Annotated in this window: 18 protein-coding genes and 2 pseudogenes; 12 read left to right on the forward strand and 8 right to left on the reverse strand. The window is 55.3% G+C overall.

The genetic code is table 11. The features are described 5' to 3' along the window. Positions 1 to 13: 13 nt before the first annotated feature. The 3 genes from ASC85_RS02775 to ASC85_RS02785 form a co-directional block, all read right to left on the reverse strand. The gene (locus tag ASC85_RS02775) at positions 14 to 1780 is read right to left on the reverse strand and encodes a S8/S53 family peptidase (protein WP_053162502.1); all 1767 of its coding nucleotides are present in this window, start codon (positions 1778 to 1780) and stop codon (positions 14 to 16) included. 97 nt (positions 1781 to 1877) lie between these two features. Then, positions 1878 to 2444, reverse strand: a complete 567-nt coding sequence (locus ASC85_RS02780; RefSeq protein WP_053162550.1) for a DUF6630 family protein — start codon at positions 2442 to 2444, stop codon at positions 1878 to 1880. Positions 2445 to 2481: 37 nt separating this feature from the next. After that, positions 2482 to 2775, reverse strand: coding sequence for a hypothetical protein (locus ASC85_RS02785; RefSeq protein WP_053162504.1), 294 nt, complete (start codon positions 2773 to 2775; stop codon positions 2482 to 2484). Between the two features lie 126 nt (positions 2776 to 2901). On the opposite strand from ASC85_RS02785, the gene ASC85_RS02790 reads away from it, so the two are divergent. Both ASC85_RS02790 and ASC85_RS02795 read left to right on the forward strand, forming a co-directional pair. Further along, complete coding sequence (locus ASC85_RS02790) at positions 2902 to 3207, forward strand: NIPSNAP family protein (protein WP_057448154.1); 306 nt, start codon at positions 2902 to 2904, stop codon at positions 3205 to 3207. 78 nt (positions 3208 to 3285) lie between these two features. Then, positions 3286 to 3933 (forward strand): DUF998 domain-containing protein, encoded by a 648-nt coding sequence (locus tag ASC85_RS02795; protein WP_057448155.1) that lies wholly within the window; start codon positions 3286 to 3288, stop codon positions 3931 to 3933. A 42-nt stretch (positions 3934 to 3975) separates the two neighbouring features. Here the strand turns inward: ASC85_RS02795 and arsH are convergent, their stop codons facing one another. Continuing rightward, on the reverse strand, positions 3976 to 4710 hold the full coding sequence (arsH, locus tag ASC85_RS02800) for an arsenical resistance protein ArsH (protein ID WP_057448156.1): 735 nt from the start codon (positions 4708 to 4710) through the stop codon (positions 3976 to 3978). A gap of 206 nt (positions 4711 to 4916) precedes the next feature. Here arsH and ASC85_RS02805 point away from each other — a divergent pair, with 206 nt between their 5' ends. Further along, positions 4917 to 5633: a class I SAM-dependent methyltransferase gene (locus ASC85_RS02805; protein WP_057448157.1), complete on the forward strand. Its 717-nt coding sequence runs from the start codon at positions 4917 to 4919 to the stop codon at positions 5631 to 5633. Between the two features lie 23 nt (positions 5634 to 5656). Here ASC85_RS02805 and ASC85_RS30735 read toward each other — a convergent pair whose 3' ends face one another. Together ASC85_RS30735 and ASC85_RS02810 are read right to left on the reverse strand one after the other, a co-directional pair. After that, complete coding sequence (locus ASC85_RS30735; RefSeq protein WP_080766468.1) at positions 5657 to 5818, reverse strand: DUF2986 domain-containing protein; 162 nt, start codon at positions 5816 to 5818, stop codon at positions 5657 to 5659. A gap of 65 nt (positions 5819 to 5883) precedes the next feature. After that, the gene (locus ASC85_RS02810; protein WP_236712309.1) at positions 5884 to 6789 is read right to left on the reverse strand and encodes a hypothetical protein; all 906 of its coding nucleotides are present in this window, start codon (positions 6787 to 6789) and stop codon (positions 5884 to 5886) included. A gap of 217 nt (positions 6790 to 7006) precedes the next feature. On the opposite strand from ASC85_RS02810, the gene ASC85_RS30740 reads away from it, so the two are divergent. From ASC85_RS30740 to ASC85_RS02825, 4 genes are all read left to right on the forward strand, one after another. Further along, positions 7007 to 7285: a hypothetical protein gene (locus tag ASC85_RS30740; RefSeq protein WP_081001139.1), complete on the forward strand. Its 279-nt coding sequence runs from the start codon at positions 7007 to 7009 to the stop codon at positions 7283 to 7285. Further along, a complete protein-coding gene (locus ASC85_RS02815; protein ID WP_057448158.1) occupies positions 7270 to 7848 on the forward strand; it encodes a TetR/AcrR family transcriptional regulator in 579 nt (192 codons plus the stop codon). Before ASC85_RS30740 ends, ASC85_RS02815 begins: the two co-directional genes overlap by 16 nt. A 53-nt stretch (positions 7849 to 7901) precedes the next feature. Continuing rightward, positions 7902 to 8378, forward strand: a complete 477-nt coding sequence (locus ASC85_RS02820; RefSeq protein ID WP_057448159.1) for a nuclear transport factor 2 family protein — start codon at positions 7902 to 7904, stop codon at positions 8376 to 8378. Between the two features lie 199 nt (positions 8379 to 8577). After that, positions 8578 to 9054, forward strand: coding sequence for a nuclear transport factor 2 family protein (locus tag ASC85_RS02825; RefSeq protein WP_053162519.1), 477 nt, complete (start codon positions 8578 to 8580; stop codon positions 9052 to 9054). Between the two features lie 307 nt (positions 9055 to 9361). On the opposite strand, the gene cynR is transcribed toward ASC85_RS02825, so the two are convergent. Continuing rightward, positions 9362 to 10249 (reverse strand): transcriptional regulator CynR, encoded by an 888-nt coding sequence (gene cynR / locus ASC85_RS02830; protein ID WP_053162521.1) that lies wholly within the window; start codon positions 10247 to 10249, stop codon positions 9362 to 9364. Between the two features lie 111 nt (positions 10250 to 10360). Here cynR and ASC85_RS02835 point away from each other — a divergent pair, with 111 nt between their 5' ends. The 4 genes and pseudogenes from ASC85_RS02835 to ASC85_RS32885 all read left to right on the forward strand — a co-directional run. Further along, complete coding sequence (locus ASC85_RS02835; protein ID WP_053162523.1) at positions 10361 to 11020, forward strand: carbonic anhydrase; 660 nt, start codon at positions 10361 to 10363, stop codon at positions 11018 to 11020. A gap of 39 nt (positions 11021 to 11059) precedes the next feature. After that, a complete protein-coding gene (cynS, locus tag ASC85_RS02840) occupies positions 11060 to 11530 on the forward strand; it encodes a cyanase (protein WP_053162525.1) in 471 nt (156 codons plus the stop codon). 112 nt (positions 11531 to 11642) lie between these two features. Continuing rightward, a complete protein-coding gene (locus tag ASC85_RS02845) occupies positions 11643 to 11897 on the forward strand; it encodes a DUF2790 domain-containing protein (RefSeq protein ID WP_057448160.1) in 255 nt (84 codons plus the stop codon). A gap of 189 nt (positions 11898 to 12086) precedes the next feature. Further along, positions 12087 to 12191, forward strand: a pseudogene (locus tag ASC85_RS32885) (alpha/beta hydrolase); the annotation flags it as partial. Between the two features lie 47 nt (positions 12192 to 12238). On the opposite strand, the pseudogene ASC85_RS30745 reads toward ASC85_RS32885, so the two are convergent. Next, positions 12239 to 12370, reverse strand: a pseudogene (locus ASC85_RS30745) (leucine zipper domain-containing protein); the annotation flags it as partial. Positions 12371 to 12796: 426 nt separating this feature from the next. Between ASC85_RS30745 and ASC85_RS02850 the strand changes: the two are divergent. Beyond that, complete coding sequence (locus tag ASC85_RS02850) at positions 12797 to 13348, forward strand: cytochrome b (RefSeq protein ID WP_057448161.1); 552 nt, start codon at positions 12797 to 12799, stop codon at positions 13346 to 13348. The last annotated feature ends 102 nt before the right edge of the window (positions 13349 to 13450 follow it).

The following is a 13450-nucleotide window of genomic DNA, read 5'->3' on the forward strand; positions in this document are numbered from 1 at the left end:
GTGACCTTGGTTTTCAACGCACGCGGTCGCGGCTTTGTGCGGCCAGGTCCAGGGCCTTTTGCATGTCCAGCCGCGCCGAGCGGCCGACGTCTTTGTCGTTGAGTTGGTAGCGGCGCTCCGACGGCAGGATGGGCGCGGTGAGGTCTTCGGCGTCCATCTGTTCGAAGTCGTGATTGTCGCCGATGGTCATGGCGCTGCGGCGTAGCAGCATGCGCAGTTGCTCGGGTTGCAGTTGCGGGTTGATGGACAGCATCGCCGCCAGCAGTCCCGCGACCATGGGCGTGGCGTAGGACGTGCCGCAATGCACTGCGCCTTGCTGGCCGGCGTTGGTCGTCGAGGCATGTGCGCAAGCGGCGGCGGTGATGTCGACGCGCATGTCGATGTTCGAGGAGCTGCGCTTGACCGCGTAGGCCGGGTCGTCGACGGCGACACCGGTGTGTTCGCTGCGCTGGTGCCCGCCGACCACCAGCAATTGTTCGGTGATGAAGGAGGAGGGCAGGCGGTATTCGTCGCTGCCCGAGAACGAAGCGCCATTGCCGGCGGAGTTCACCACGATGACGTCGGGGTGTTCCTTGCGCAGCCAGAGGAAAAACTCCTCCAGCAACTCCTCGTACCCGCCCATGGCGATGCCCGAGCGCAGCAGCGAATCGACGTCATCGCCTTTGACGTCTTTGGCGCCGACGCGGTGGATGCCCCAGCTCCAGTTGAGTACGCGTACACCGTCCTCCACGAGGTTGACGGAGGCGGCGATGTTGGCGGTGATCCCGGCATCGGAATTACGTTCGACGATGACTTCGAAACCGCCGCTGGTTTTGTCCAGCCCGCGGAGAAAACCAGTGTTGCCGCTGTCGTCCCAGCGCGCGGCGAGGATGCCGGCGACGGTCGTGCCGTGGTTGTCCGGTTTGTCTGCATCGCGGGCGTAGACGCAGGTGCGCGGCGGTGAGCAGGCGCCGAGGTAGTCTGCAAAGTCCGTCGTGTCGAAATCCACATCGCGCTCGATCAGGCCGATGCGCACCGGTTGCGGCTGGATGGGCGGCTGTCGTCCGGGGATGCGTCGTTGGTAATAATTCACCGCGTCGAGAAAGCGATTCGCGGCCCATTCATCGGAGTCCAGGGCTGGCTTCTTCGGTTCTTCAGGATGGGCTGCGGCTTGCTCGGCTTCTTCGGCCGAGGACTCTTCGATGACCACGGCGTCCACGCTGGTCTCGCTGCCCAGGCGCAGCACCAGCGCGTCGCGCTGCACCAAGTCCTTGGCCGGCAGGCGAAGTTGATACAGGTTCAGCGGCGCGATGCTGCCGACCACCGTTGCCCCGTACTTGTGGGCCAGGCGCTCGGTTTCCTGGCGGCCATCACGGTCTTCTTCGATCAGCACGCTGACCAGGTCGACGTAGGTGGTCAGGCCATCCATGTTCTTCGCTACTTCGTCCGCTCCGGCGGCCAGTACGTGACTGTTGCGCAAGGTCAGCCAGGCGGCATTGCTGGCGCGTGGGCCGTCCTGCAGCCAGAGCGGGCCGCTCTGGTAGTCGGCGCTGTCCAGGCGCAAGCGCAGGCTTTCTCCTTCGCGCTGGACCTTGTCTGCGGGTATCACCTTTGCGCCCAGTTTCAGTTGCGGCGTTGCGTTGCCCAGTCCGCGTACGGTCAGGCACCAGTCCTGCTGCTGGCTTTGTAGCAGGTCGCCGCAGCGTTTCAGGCTTTCCAGGCGCAGCGGTTCAGGCACAGCGGCTGCCGTGCTGGCAGCAAAAGTGAACAACGTAGCGAGGGCAGCGGATCGTAGGGGCATGAGCCAGGTTTCTTTGCCGAGGGTCTTGTTGCTCCGACTGTTACGTTGCTCGCTTCGTTCAGCGGGATAACGCTACCCAGCGATGACGCCTCTTCGTTCAGAAGCTATCGAGGCGCACTGCAAGACCTGCCTGCCGCGCAAGCTCGATCATGGCTTCAACCTGGTCGGCATCGGCGATGAACCCCACATATTCGTCGCCACCGGAGTCCAGGTGCAGGTAGCGCTTGTCGAACGCCGCCAGCCACTGATCGAAACTGGCCAGCGTTTCCGACATCGATAGCGTGCCCTCGTGCCGATAGGCGTAAGCCTCTTTCACCCCGCTGGCGCTAACAAGGTAGGGCGCCAGGTATTCGAAACCATCAAAGCCTCTCCAGTCGACGCCGAGCAAAGCCAAGTGTTCGAGCTTCTGGCCCCGGTCTGTATCCAGCAATCCTTCCACCAGCGCCGAGGCTGGTTCCTGGCCCGAGCCGTAGATGCGCAGCACGCGCCGGACCAGCCTGGCGCGCTCGTCTTCCGGCAGCCGGGCCAATATGGCTTGAGCAAATGCCTTGAGCCCGGAGCGATAGGGATGCAGCTCCCGCATGATCGCCGCGTCGCTGACAGTCGTTTCCTCCGGTGGCGGCAGCGTAAAACGGCCGCCGAACAAGCGATCAAGAATGCCCATTTCCTTTCCTCGAGTTTTCCATTTTTCCAGCCAACCGTTACCCGCGCCCAACATGAACGCGATACCTGATATCCCGATCGAAATGGTCTTCCGGGTTTTCGTAAGTTTCCAGTGTTTCCAAGAACCCTGTGCGCTCAAGACTCACCAGATCCTCAAGGGTCCAATCAAAGGGGAAGTCGCTGGAAAAGCTTTTACCCTGATATTCAATCCATTGAAAAACCGGGAAGGGCAGGTAGCCGAGCCACTCTGATCGATAGGTGATCTCGTCGGATTCGCTGCTCCTCACCACGGCGTGGATCTTGTTCTTGATGGTTGCTTGGCGTTCATCCATGGTGTTTCGATCCTGGGTGATGAGATGGAGCGGGCAACGAAGCTGTCCGGCTAATGGCAATCATCGACGACAGGCCTCGTATCCTGTGTAGAATCCGTTTTTTCCAGTTCTCAAAGGATTGAGCCCATGATTACTTGCCATGTCAGGTACGTCATTGACCCCTACCAGATCCCAGCTTTCGAGAGCTACTCGCGCCAATGGATTGAAGTGGTGACCCGAATGGGTGGAGTCCATCATGGCTACTTTCTTCCCGCCGAAGGCGCCAATAACATCGCTTACTGCCTGTTCAGCTTTGCCAGCCTGGCCGACTACGAAAATTATCGAAGGAAAGCCGCACAGGATCCAGAGTGCGTTGAATTGGTGACTCAGGCGACGGAACAACGATTCATTCTGAGTTATGAGCGTAGTTTCCTGCGCCCTGTTCTTGATTGAGCGGGTGGATGCTTGAATCAATGCCAGATTTCACATCACCCCACAAACGGACATCACAACGACACGGAGTGTCACAACATGAAAACCATTGATCGTGCCTTGCTAGGTTCCGGAATATTGATTCCATTCTGGCTGCTTTTGGGTGTTGCGCTGACTGCGCGGGCCTACCCAGGCTACAGCCATCTGGATCAAGCCATGAGCCAACTAGGCGCTGTTGGAGCTCCAACCCACAGCTTCTCTGCCTGGGTGAACAATTTTCCGCTGGGCGTGATGTTCGTGCTTTTCGCAATAGGCGTGGCGAGACTGTTCAAGGCGTCGCCGATGGCCTTGCTTAGTGCTGCACTGATTCTCATCCATGGCTTGGCAAGCTTTATGGCCGGCTATTTTTCCTGCGATCAAGGCTGTGCGCCGGTTCAACCGTCCGTCTCGCAACAGAGCCACAATCTTGCGGGGCTGGTGATGTTCATCTCGCTCACCCTGGCGGGGGCGCTGTGGACGTTCCTTGGCAAGTCGCTGCTTTCATCTGCCAGGTTCGCAATGTTCTCGGCGATCTGCGTAGTCCTGGCCATCGTGACGGTTATGCTGATGGCGACGGCATTGGCCGACGGTCATTTGTTCGGCCTGTACCAGCGACTCAATTACGGGGTTTCGGTGGTCTGGATTGCTTCATTGGCCGTAGCTGCCCTTCAGGACGAGGCCGATGTGAAAGCAGCTTACGTCCGTTAAATTCCTACAGCACACACCGAGAACCTATCACTATCGCTGCACCTAGATAGACCTCTGGTTAACGCGTTTGGAGAGCGCTTCGGCGCTTTCCTTGCGCTCGGAGTAGCGGTCTACCAAATAGGCTTCTCTGCCGCGTACCAGCAAGGTGAACTTCATCAGTTCCTCCATGACATCGACGACCCGGTCGTAATAGGACGACGGCTTCATGCGCCCGGCTTCGTCGAATTCAAGGAAGGCTTTGGGGACGGAGGATTGATTGGGGATCGTGACCATGCGCATCCAGCGACCGAGCACGCGGAGTTGGTTCACCGTGTTGAAGGATTGTGAGCCGCCGCATACCTGCATCACCGCCAATGTCTTGCCTTGGGAAGGCCGAACCGCGCCCAGTGCGAGCGGGATCCAGTCGATCTGCGCCTTGAACACCGCCGACATCGAGCCGTGGCGTTCCGGCGAGCACCAGACCTGGCCCTCCGACCACATCACCAAGTCGCGCAGTTCCTGCACCTTGGGGTGATCGACGGGCGCATCGTCCGGCAGTGGCAATCCGGACGGGTCGAAGATTGCGGTTTCGGCGCCCATGAGTTCCAACAGGCGGGCCGCTTCGCGGGTCAGCAGCTGACTGAAAGAGCGCTCGCGGGTTGATCCGTACAGCAAAAGTATGCGCGGTTTATGTTCGGGTTCTGCGCTCTTTGCGAGTTTTTCCGCTGTTGGTACGTCGAAGAGTGACAGGTCAAGATTTGGGAAGTCATGCGGGGTTTCGCTGGAGAACTCAGTCATTACACAGCTCCAATTCGGTCCAGAACATATGGAAAGAAGTATATTCGTATTTCCATATGTTCATCGCAAGCCGCAATTGGCTGACCGAGCAAAATTCTGCCGATGCAAGCCGATATTCCTTGTGGGAATGCTATGCATAAAATTAATGAATTTTTATTATCTCTAAGCGAGGCGTAGCTTGACTTCAGGACACGGAGAGCTGCGCCTTGAAATCATCCTCGTTCAATTCAGCGGAAAAATTTGATACTTCACGGGCCAACGAGTACGGCCGGCAGAGCCGCATTGCGCTCGCTGGATACGACGCCTGCCAGGACCTGGCGGCGTGCATGCTGGCGGCGACCCTTGGGAATGTGGGCTCGGCGAAAATACTGGTGGTGGGCGCCGGCGGTACGGCGCAAGAGATCATTGCAATGGCCAAGCTGGAGCCGGGTTGGCGCTTCACTGCCGTCGATCCGTCCGAGCCTATGCTGGAGGCCGCGAAGCAGCAATTAGCCGCAAACAACTTGCTTGAAAGAACCGCCATGCATCTTGGGCATGTTGAAGACCTGGTCGCCAACGGGTCGTACGATGCTGCCACCTTGATCGGTGTACTCCATCATCTCGAAGGGGATGAAGCCAAGTTGAAAATATTACGGTCCATCCAGGCACATCTAAAGCCGGGAGCGCCGCTGATTGTCGCCGGGAACCACTATGCGTATGCCAGCCAGCCGCTACTCCTCGCGGCCTGGGGGCAACGGTGGCGACAGCATGGCGCCAGCCCGGAAGAAGTGACGGTCAAGCTTGGCAAGATTCTTCAAGGCGCCGACCCTCCACATTCCGAGGCGGCGGTTCAAAAACTGTTGAATGATACAGGATTCGGCAGTGCTACCCGGTTCTTCAGCAGTCTTTTCTGGAGCGCCTGGTTAACGTGCAAAACGGCCTGAGCATGGAGCTTCAGCGACCTGGATCAGCTTTCCGGGGGCGTGATGGGGGCGTCGCTGGCTTCTGCCGCCAGCTTCAGTCGGTCGGCTTTGCTGATGTATTGAGTCTTGTTTTTGGGAGCCAGCTTGGCGCTGGCTTTTTTGGCGTTAGCCTTTAACAACTGGTTTATTTTCTTGCGGCGATTCATGGTGTTCTGCTCAGCCTGTCAATTTTCCGGATGGTATCAGCTTTCCGTTTTCTCAGGATTTTTCCTCATCTTTGCGGCTTCACACGGCGCTCGATAATGATCGAGTCATTCGGGATCTCCAACCGGATCGCCGTTTCCCCGGCGTGCATTTCAATGAGCGTCGAATTGCCAATGCCTCGGAAAATCACCGTCGCATTTTCAAATTTTTTGTAATTTTCCAGCGGGGAATCCCTGGGGGCAGGCAATAGATTGGCGTAAGGCGGTTTCACCAGAATCGTTGCCCTTTCTATACGTATTTGCGCGAAGCTCATGGCCACTTGCAACAAGTCCGAAGTCACGCCCCCCATGAGAAGGGGCGTCAGGAGGATGACCCCAACGATCACTGCCCTGGTTCTCTTCAAGGGTTTCATTTCGGCGTGAGGATTCTGGTCAGGATGCTCGGAATCGACGACTTCAGGTGCCGATGGCTGCGCTGCTTTTATTTTCTTGTTCTGCTCCAGATAGGCGGAGTAAACGATGTACTGAAAAATGGGCAGAAGGATGAGCTGAATGTGTTCCAAGGGGCTTTTATGAGTAAGGAAATAAATGGTCACCGCGCCGAATATTCCAAAAAATACCGAGAGGAAGGTTATTTTTGGTCGTTTGAATTCCAGTATGGGTTTTTTATCGGTGATTTTTCCATGTAGCCAGACGAAGCTTCTCAGCACGGGTATGAAGAACGGCGAAAGTAATATCCCGACAGCCGTGACGGAGACTGAAAAGTAAACACAAACCAGTCCGAAGCAAAACGCCGTGACCAGAAACAACAAACTGTCTCCAACGGATACGCCTTGCGGGTAATGACCGTTGCTCAATAAATAACTGACGATGCACGTGCCGCCAATCAGTAATCCGATTTTTGCCGACAGGGAAAGTAGTTTTGTAGCGATCTCTATCTGTTTTTCGAGTCCGGTGGTTGCTTCCCGCATCATGGAATCCTCCTTGATATTAAGCAGCAGATGGTCGCTTCCCGGACGCATCTATCCGTAGAAAGCATAGCTGCGAAATTGCACTCCACTTGACCATCCGCTTGCATTCGATCTGACCAGCACGCTTTGTAACCATGATCGGCAGAGAACGGCCGAAACCTGGTTCCCTCTACTCTACCTTTTAAGGAGTTGAGGTGAAGCTAGTCTTTCAGGGTAGATCATGGACATTCGACTGACGGAAACAGAGGACCAGCCGCTATTGAGGAAAGTCCAACTCACCGCGCTTTTGAACACGCCAACGGCATTTGGTGCCAGTTTTTACGCGGCCAAGGCTGATGACCGCACCGGCAAGGTGTTGAGAAAGATATGGGGGCCGAACAGACCTGCACGCGCGATCCCACTGAACCCCCACCGCCAACCCGCAGCCAAAAATAATTTTTTGAGAAGCTTGACCAGGGAGAACGATCGTTCTACTCTGGCTACATGGAAAAGCAAATGACCGACACACGCGAAAAAATCTTGGCCACTGCCGAGATGCTGATTTACGAAAATGGTATTCACGCCACTGGCATGGACCTTTTGGTAAAAACTTCCGGCGTAGCGCGTAAAAGTATTTACCGCTATTTTGCGAACAAAGACGATATAGCGGCAGCGGCATTAAATGCGCGCGATGTACGCTGGATGCAGTGGTTCAGAAGCGAATGCGAAAAGGCGGACACTCCGCACGACCGTATTATTAGTATTTTTTCTGTACTCAAGAGTTGGTTTATGTCAGACGGTTTTCGGGGATGCGCATTCATTAATACGGCCGGGGAGGTTGGCGACGTAGATGATCCTATTCGTCATATCGCAAAGCTGCATAAACAAAAGCTACTCGATTATACGTTGGAGTTGGCCTGCCAATTAGATGTCGAAGACCCGAAGTCCCTGGCTAAACAGTTTTTTGTACTGATTGAAGGGGCGATAACCGTGGCCCGCGTAATGGGTGACTACACAGCCCTAGATAGCGCAAGAGAAGTTGCTGTAATTTTGCTTAAAGAAGTGCATCGCCCAAGCGCGTGAAACTTTAGAAGTACTAACCTAAATGAAGTTATCCAAATATTGGAGGCACCAACATGTCTAACGAACAAGCTCGACCGCCACTTCCTCCTTTCACTCGCGAATCGGCGATTGAAAAGGTTCGACTCGCTGAAGATGGCTGGAATAGCCGAGATGCAGAAAAAGTTTCGCTTGCCTATACGCTAGATACCAAATGGCGTAATCGTGCTGAGTTTGCTACCAATCGCGAGGAAGCCAAAGGATTCCTCACTCGCAAATGGAAAAAAGAGCTCGATTATCGCCTGATCAAAGAGCTTTGGGCCTTCACCGACAATCGCATCGCCGTCCGTTACGCCTACGAATGGCACGATGATTCTGGTAACTGGTTCCGCTCCTACGGCAATGAAAACTGGGAATTTGAAGCTGACGGTTTGATGCAGCGTCGATTCGCCTGTGTTAATGACATGCCGATCAAGGAAAGCGAGCGTAAGTTTTTCTGGCCACTGGGTCGCCGCCCTGACGATCATCCAAGCCTGAGTGATCTGGGTCTGTAAACGCTGCAATGAATCAAGCTTTCGGATAAGCCGTTGGTGTAAGAATTGTGTTTCTGCCATTAGCGGTGGCTGTCGGCTGCGCTCTTTCAGCCGTCGCTTAAAGCATATGAGATATCGCTCAAGCTAGGTCTAACTGCATCGGCCTAGTCTAACGAATACTAACTTTGTTGATTTGTCCACTTAATTTGGAGGCACCACCATGTCTAATGCAAAAGTTCGTCCGCCACTTCCTCCTTTCACTCGTGAAACGGCGATTGAGAAAGTCCGACTCGCTGAAGATGGCTGGAACAGCCGCGACGCTGAGAAAGTCTCGCTCGCCTATACACTGGATACCAAATGGCGTAACCGCGCTGAATTCGCTACCAATCGGGAAGAAGCCAGAGGGTTTCTCACTCGCAAATGGAAAAAAGAGCTCGATTATCGCCTGATCAAAGAGCTCTGGGCCTTCACCGACAACCGCATCGCCGTACGCTATGCTTACGAGTGGCATGACGACTCAGGTAACTGGTTCCGCTCTTACGGTAACGAAAACTGGGAATTTGAAGCGGATGGTCTGATGCAGCGTCGCTTTGCTTGCGTCAATGACATGCCCATCAAAGAAAGTGAACGTAAATTTTTCTGGCCTCTGGGTCGCCGCCCTGATGATCACCCAAGTCTGACAGAACTGGGCCTGTAAGCCATACTGAACCTGGTCCTTTATTCGTAAAGGATCGGGTTTTTGTTTCGTAATATCCGTATATCGATATACCAGTTTTTATTGGCATGACCGCGCGCCTTTGGCGACTAAGGGTGCCAATGATGACTCCCTCCCGCTACGTGACTTCGCTATCACGGCGAAGTAGTCCGCCAGCCCCGTTTTCATCCCCTGAGCACGGCATAGAGCTATCAGCCTCCGAGAGCCCCTCAACTGTCCCGACAACAATCAGTCGATTTTCGTACTGGTAGCGTCGCCGGTGAATGCGTAATGTGAGTTGTGCGCCATCTCACTCGTCCAGTTCACTGGATACTTCCTTAGCCAGTTCAATAAAAATTTGTGCTGCTGCGCTCTGAAAAGCGTCTTTGCGTCGCATAAGGACGGCGGTTCGCTGCAGGCGTTCTGGCTCCAAAGTGATGGCCACCAGGTCGTCGTAGGCCGACGCGATTTTGGCAGGCAATAAGGTCGAGAGATTAGTGCGGCGGACGATTTCGATCACGGCCCCAAGAGCATTGGCCTCCATTTGCACATGAGGGCGAATAGCGTGTTGACGGCAGTAACGGTCGATTTGTTCGCGGGTGGCAAAATCTGTACTGAGCAGAATCAGAGACTCAGCGCTGAGGCCCTGCAATCCAATGGACCGCTCCTCGGCCAGAGGGTGCCTACGGCTCACCACTAAGGCGAGGGTTTCGTTCAGCAAAGGGATCGCATCAATGTCCGATGTATTTATTTCATCGAACGCGATTCCAACGTCCAGTTCTCCTGCCAAAAGCAGCTCCTCAATCCGCTCCTGGGAGATCTCTTTCAGGTTGAAGGTGATTTTAGGGTATCGGGAGTGAAATGCCTCTATCAGCGGCCCTACCAGATAGGCCGTGAACGTTGGTGTTACTGCTACGCGCAATGAGCCGCGGGTGAGGTCGCTCACATCATGAATGGCGCTTTTAGCTGCCCGCAGCTCCTGATAAGCACGGCGCGCATAAAGAAGATAGGCATCTCCAGCGTCAGTCAATCGCGTTGTGCGTCCTGAGCGGTCAAACAACTGGGCTCCAAGGATTTCTTCCAACTGCTTTACCTGCTGTGAAAGGGCCGGCTGAGAGACGTGCAGCGCTGCGGCAGCTTTAGTGAAACTGAGATGTTCTGCAACCGCGAGGAAATACTGGATGTGGCGAGCAAGCATGTTTTAACCCATAAGGTAATCTGATCCAATCCATAATAAATGAGACTTTTACCTAATGTAATGCGTTGCTTAATCTTTGTTCCACACCCAGCGAACATTGAGACAGCAACCATGAAAGCGATCATCGACGGTTTTCTGAAATTTCAAAAAAATGCCTTCCCTGAGCGCGTCAAACTGTTCAAGGACCTGGCCAATCAGCAGAGCCCGAAAGCTCTGTTCATCTCCTGCTCTGACAGCCGACTGGTACCGGAACTGGTCACCCAACGCGAACCGGGCGACCTGTTTGTCATCCGTAATGCCGGCAACATCGTGCCGTCGTATGGCCCGGAGCCAGGCGGTGTTTCGGCTTCTGTCGAATATGCGGTGGCCGGACTCAACGTCGCCGACATCGTGATCTGCGGCCACTCCGACTGCGGCGCAATGACTGCCATTGCCACCTGTAAATGCCTCGACCACATGCCCGCAGTGGCCGGCTGGTTGCGCTACGCCGACTCGGCGAAGGTGGTTAACGAAGCTCGCAAACACCCTGATCAACCGAGCAAAGTTTCGTCCATGGTGCGCGAAAACGTTATCGCCCAACTGGCCAACATCCAGACCCACCCTTCCGTTCGCCTGGCGCTTGAAGAAGGCCGCGTGACCCTGCATGGCTGGATCTATGACATCGAGACCGGCCGTATCGACGCCTTCGATGGCCGTACAGGGACCTTTGTATCCCTCGCAGAAAACCCTGAAGTTCGCGCTGTTTCCTCACAAGCCAGGCACATCGCCTGAAACCCGTATCAGCCCCTTTACCTACCCAGGAGATTCATCATGATCCAGACTCAAGCCACCCGTACCGCTCGCCAGGAACTGACCGAAGTCATCATTTTGGCCAAGGCCCGCAAAGACCTGTCTTTCGCCGAGATCGTTGATGGCACCGGCCTGTCCGAAGCCTTCGTCACCGCAGCCCTGCTTGGCCAGCACCCGCTGCCCTCTAACGCCGCGAATGTCGTGGGCAAGAAGCTCGACCTCAGTGCTGATCAAGTCGCTCTGCTGCAATCGATGCCCATTCGCGGCAGCTTTTTCGACGGCGTACCAAGCGACCCGACCATCTACCGCTTCTACGAAATGATGTCGGTATACGGCACCACCCTCAAAGCGCTGGTTCACGAAAAGTTCGGCGACGGCATCATCAGTGCCATTAACTTCAAGCTGGACATCAAGAAAGTTGAAGATCCAGACGGCGGCCACCGCGCTGTGATCACCCTGGACGGCAAGTACCTGCCTACCAAGCCTTTCTGATGTAACTCCGCCCGGCGTCTGACGGCGCCGGGCTACACCCCCGAACTTTCATTACGTCTGGGCACGGCTTGAGTGTCTCGGACTTCTCACGCCCTCAATACAGGTGATTGCTATGAAACTGTTATTCGTTTTCCTCCTCGGCTGCATCGGTTCTGTCGCTATGGCCGATGAGCAAGATACTCAGACTGCACAGGTTACAGTCGAGCCCTATCAGTATTCTCAGAATCTGGATATCGCGCACGTAGTGGCGATCAGTGAGATACCCAATGTCTGTGCTGTAGTGCCGATGCATTTAACTTACGACGACTCCAAGGGCGACCGGCACATCATGGAATACCACGTAATGGGGAATGGTTGTACGAACTGATACGGCGCCGACACATTAACTGATGGCCAGTTTTGGCATCAGGGTAGGAGCCCTCACGCGAGCCTTGACCCTAACTTTCATGTCTCACTCAAGAGATCGCAGAGGCCCCTCTGGGCCTCTGCAGAAGCGATATCCACCCCAACATCACCGCTACCAACTGACCCAGCCCATAGCCCAGGAGCTTGAATCATGAAACTGTCGCGCACACTCACAGCCGGACTGCTCGCCCTTGCCGTTAACAGTGCATTTGCAGCTGGTAGCCCGGGTGTCGAATCCACCACCCAGAATTTCCTGCAAGTCTGCAGTCCTTCCTCGCCTTCAGCTCGATAGCGATTAAGTCACTTGTAGGCAGTGCGAACACTGACTCCTTGAGACTGAACTACCTCAACAGGTCTCTGGCCTTCCTTAAAGATTCGTTGAACAAGAAGGGCTCGACCGGAAACGGTTAATCGGGCATTTTTATGAGCGTTCACTCGGGGCCTCCGGGTGCTTGGTTTGGTTCGCACCCCCAATTTCCCGGAAAAGCCCCGAGTGAACAACCTACAGAGAGATCACACCTAGGTATTGAGGTGGATGATGCTTTGGAGATTTTGGAGCAGACCGAAGTTTGGACACTTAGCGGCGGCAACAGGCCGTCGCTATCTTCCTGCTTTGGTTGTTCGTGGCGTGTGAGTGCGCGCAGAGTTGTCTCGAGACTGGCGAATGCTTCCCATGAGCTCTGGAGGTGATCGCGGGTTTGCACTTGGTACAACGTCTAAAGGTAAAAAAAAAAGCGTCTTGAAATGTCGGTCTTCAGACTGCCTTAAGACTTTGCCTGCAAGTTGGCAGCATCGGTTCCCAGCGACCGGATCGAGGCTGGCGAATGAGTCGGCAGCCGTCAGACTTTCACGAGGCGTGTTATGACCCGCGATGTTGCCGTAAACCGTTATGGAAAACTGTCGATCACCCTGCACTGGCTGATGCTGGCGCTGTTCGTTGGTGTGTATGCCTGCATTGAAATCAAGGGGCTGTTGCCCCGTGGCAGCACCGGGCGAAGCCTGTTCCTGGGGTTGCACGGGCTCTTCGGGTTGAGCATTTTTGCACTGGTTTGGGTCCGCCTGTTCGGGCGCTTGACACCGCGCCCGCCAGTCACTCCCGCGCTGCCGGCCTGGCAGACGGGTATTTCCCACCTGATGCATGCGGCCCTGTATGGCTTGATGATCGCGACACCGGTGCTGGCCTGGCTAATGCTGGCCGCCGGAGGTAAGCCCATGCCGTATTTCGGGTTCTTCTTGCCGGCCCCCGTGGCGGTGGATCCCGATTTGGCCAAACAGCTCAAGTATTGGCACGAATTGCTCGGCAGCAGTGGCTACTGGCTCATCGGCCTGCATGCGGCGGCGGGTCTGTTTCATCATTACTGGGTGCGTGACAATACCCTGGCCCGGATGCTGCCGGGGCGAAACCGCTCTTGACTACTCGGCTGACGCGATGAGTGCTGCGCTAGAAACGCCTGTCTGACTCAGCCCAATTGCGCCGGTTTTGTCAGGTATATTTGCTCGCACGAACATATCTGG

The sequence above is a fragment of the Pseudomonas sp. Root401 genome (assembly GCF_001425105.1).
GTDB classification, from domain to species: domain Bacteria; phylum Pseudomonadota; class Gammaproteobacteria; order Pseudomonadales; family Pseudomonadaceae; genus Aquipseudomonas; species Aquipseudomonas brassicacearum.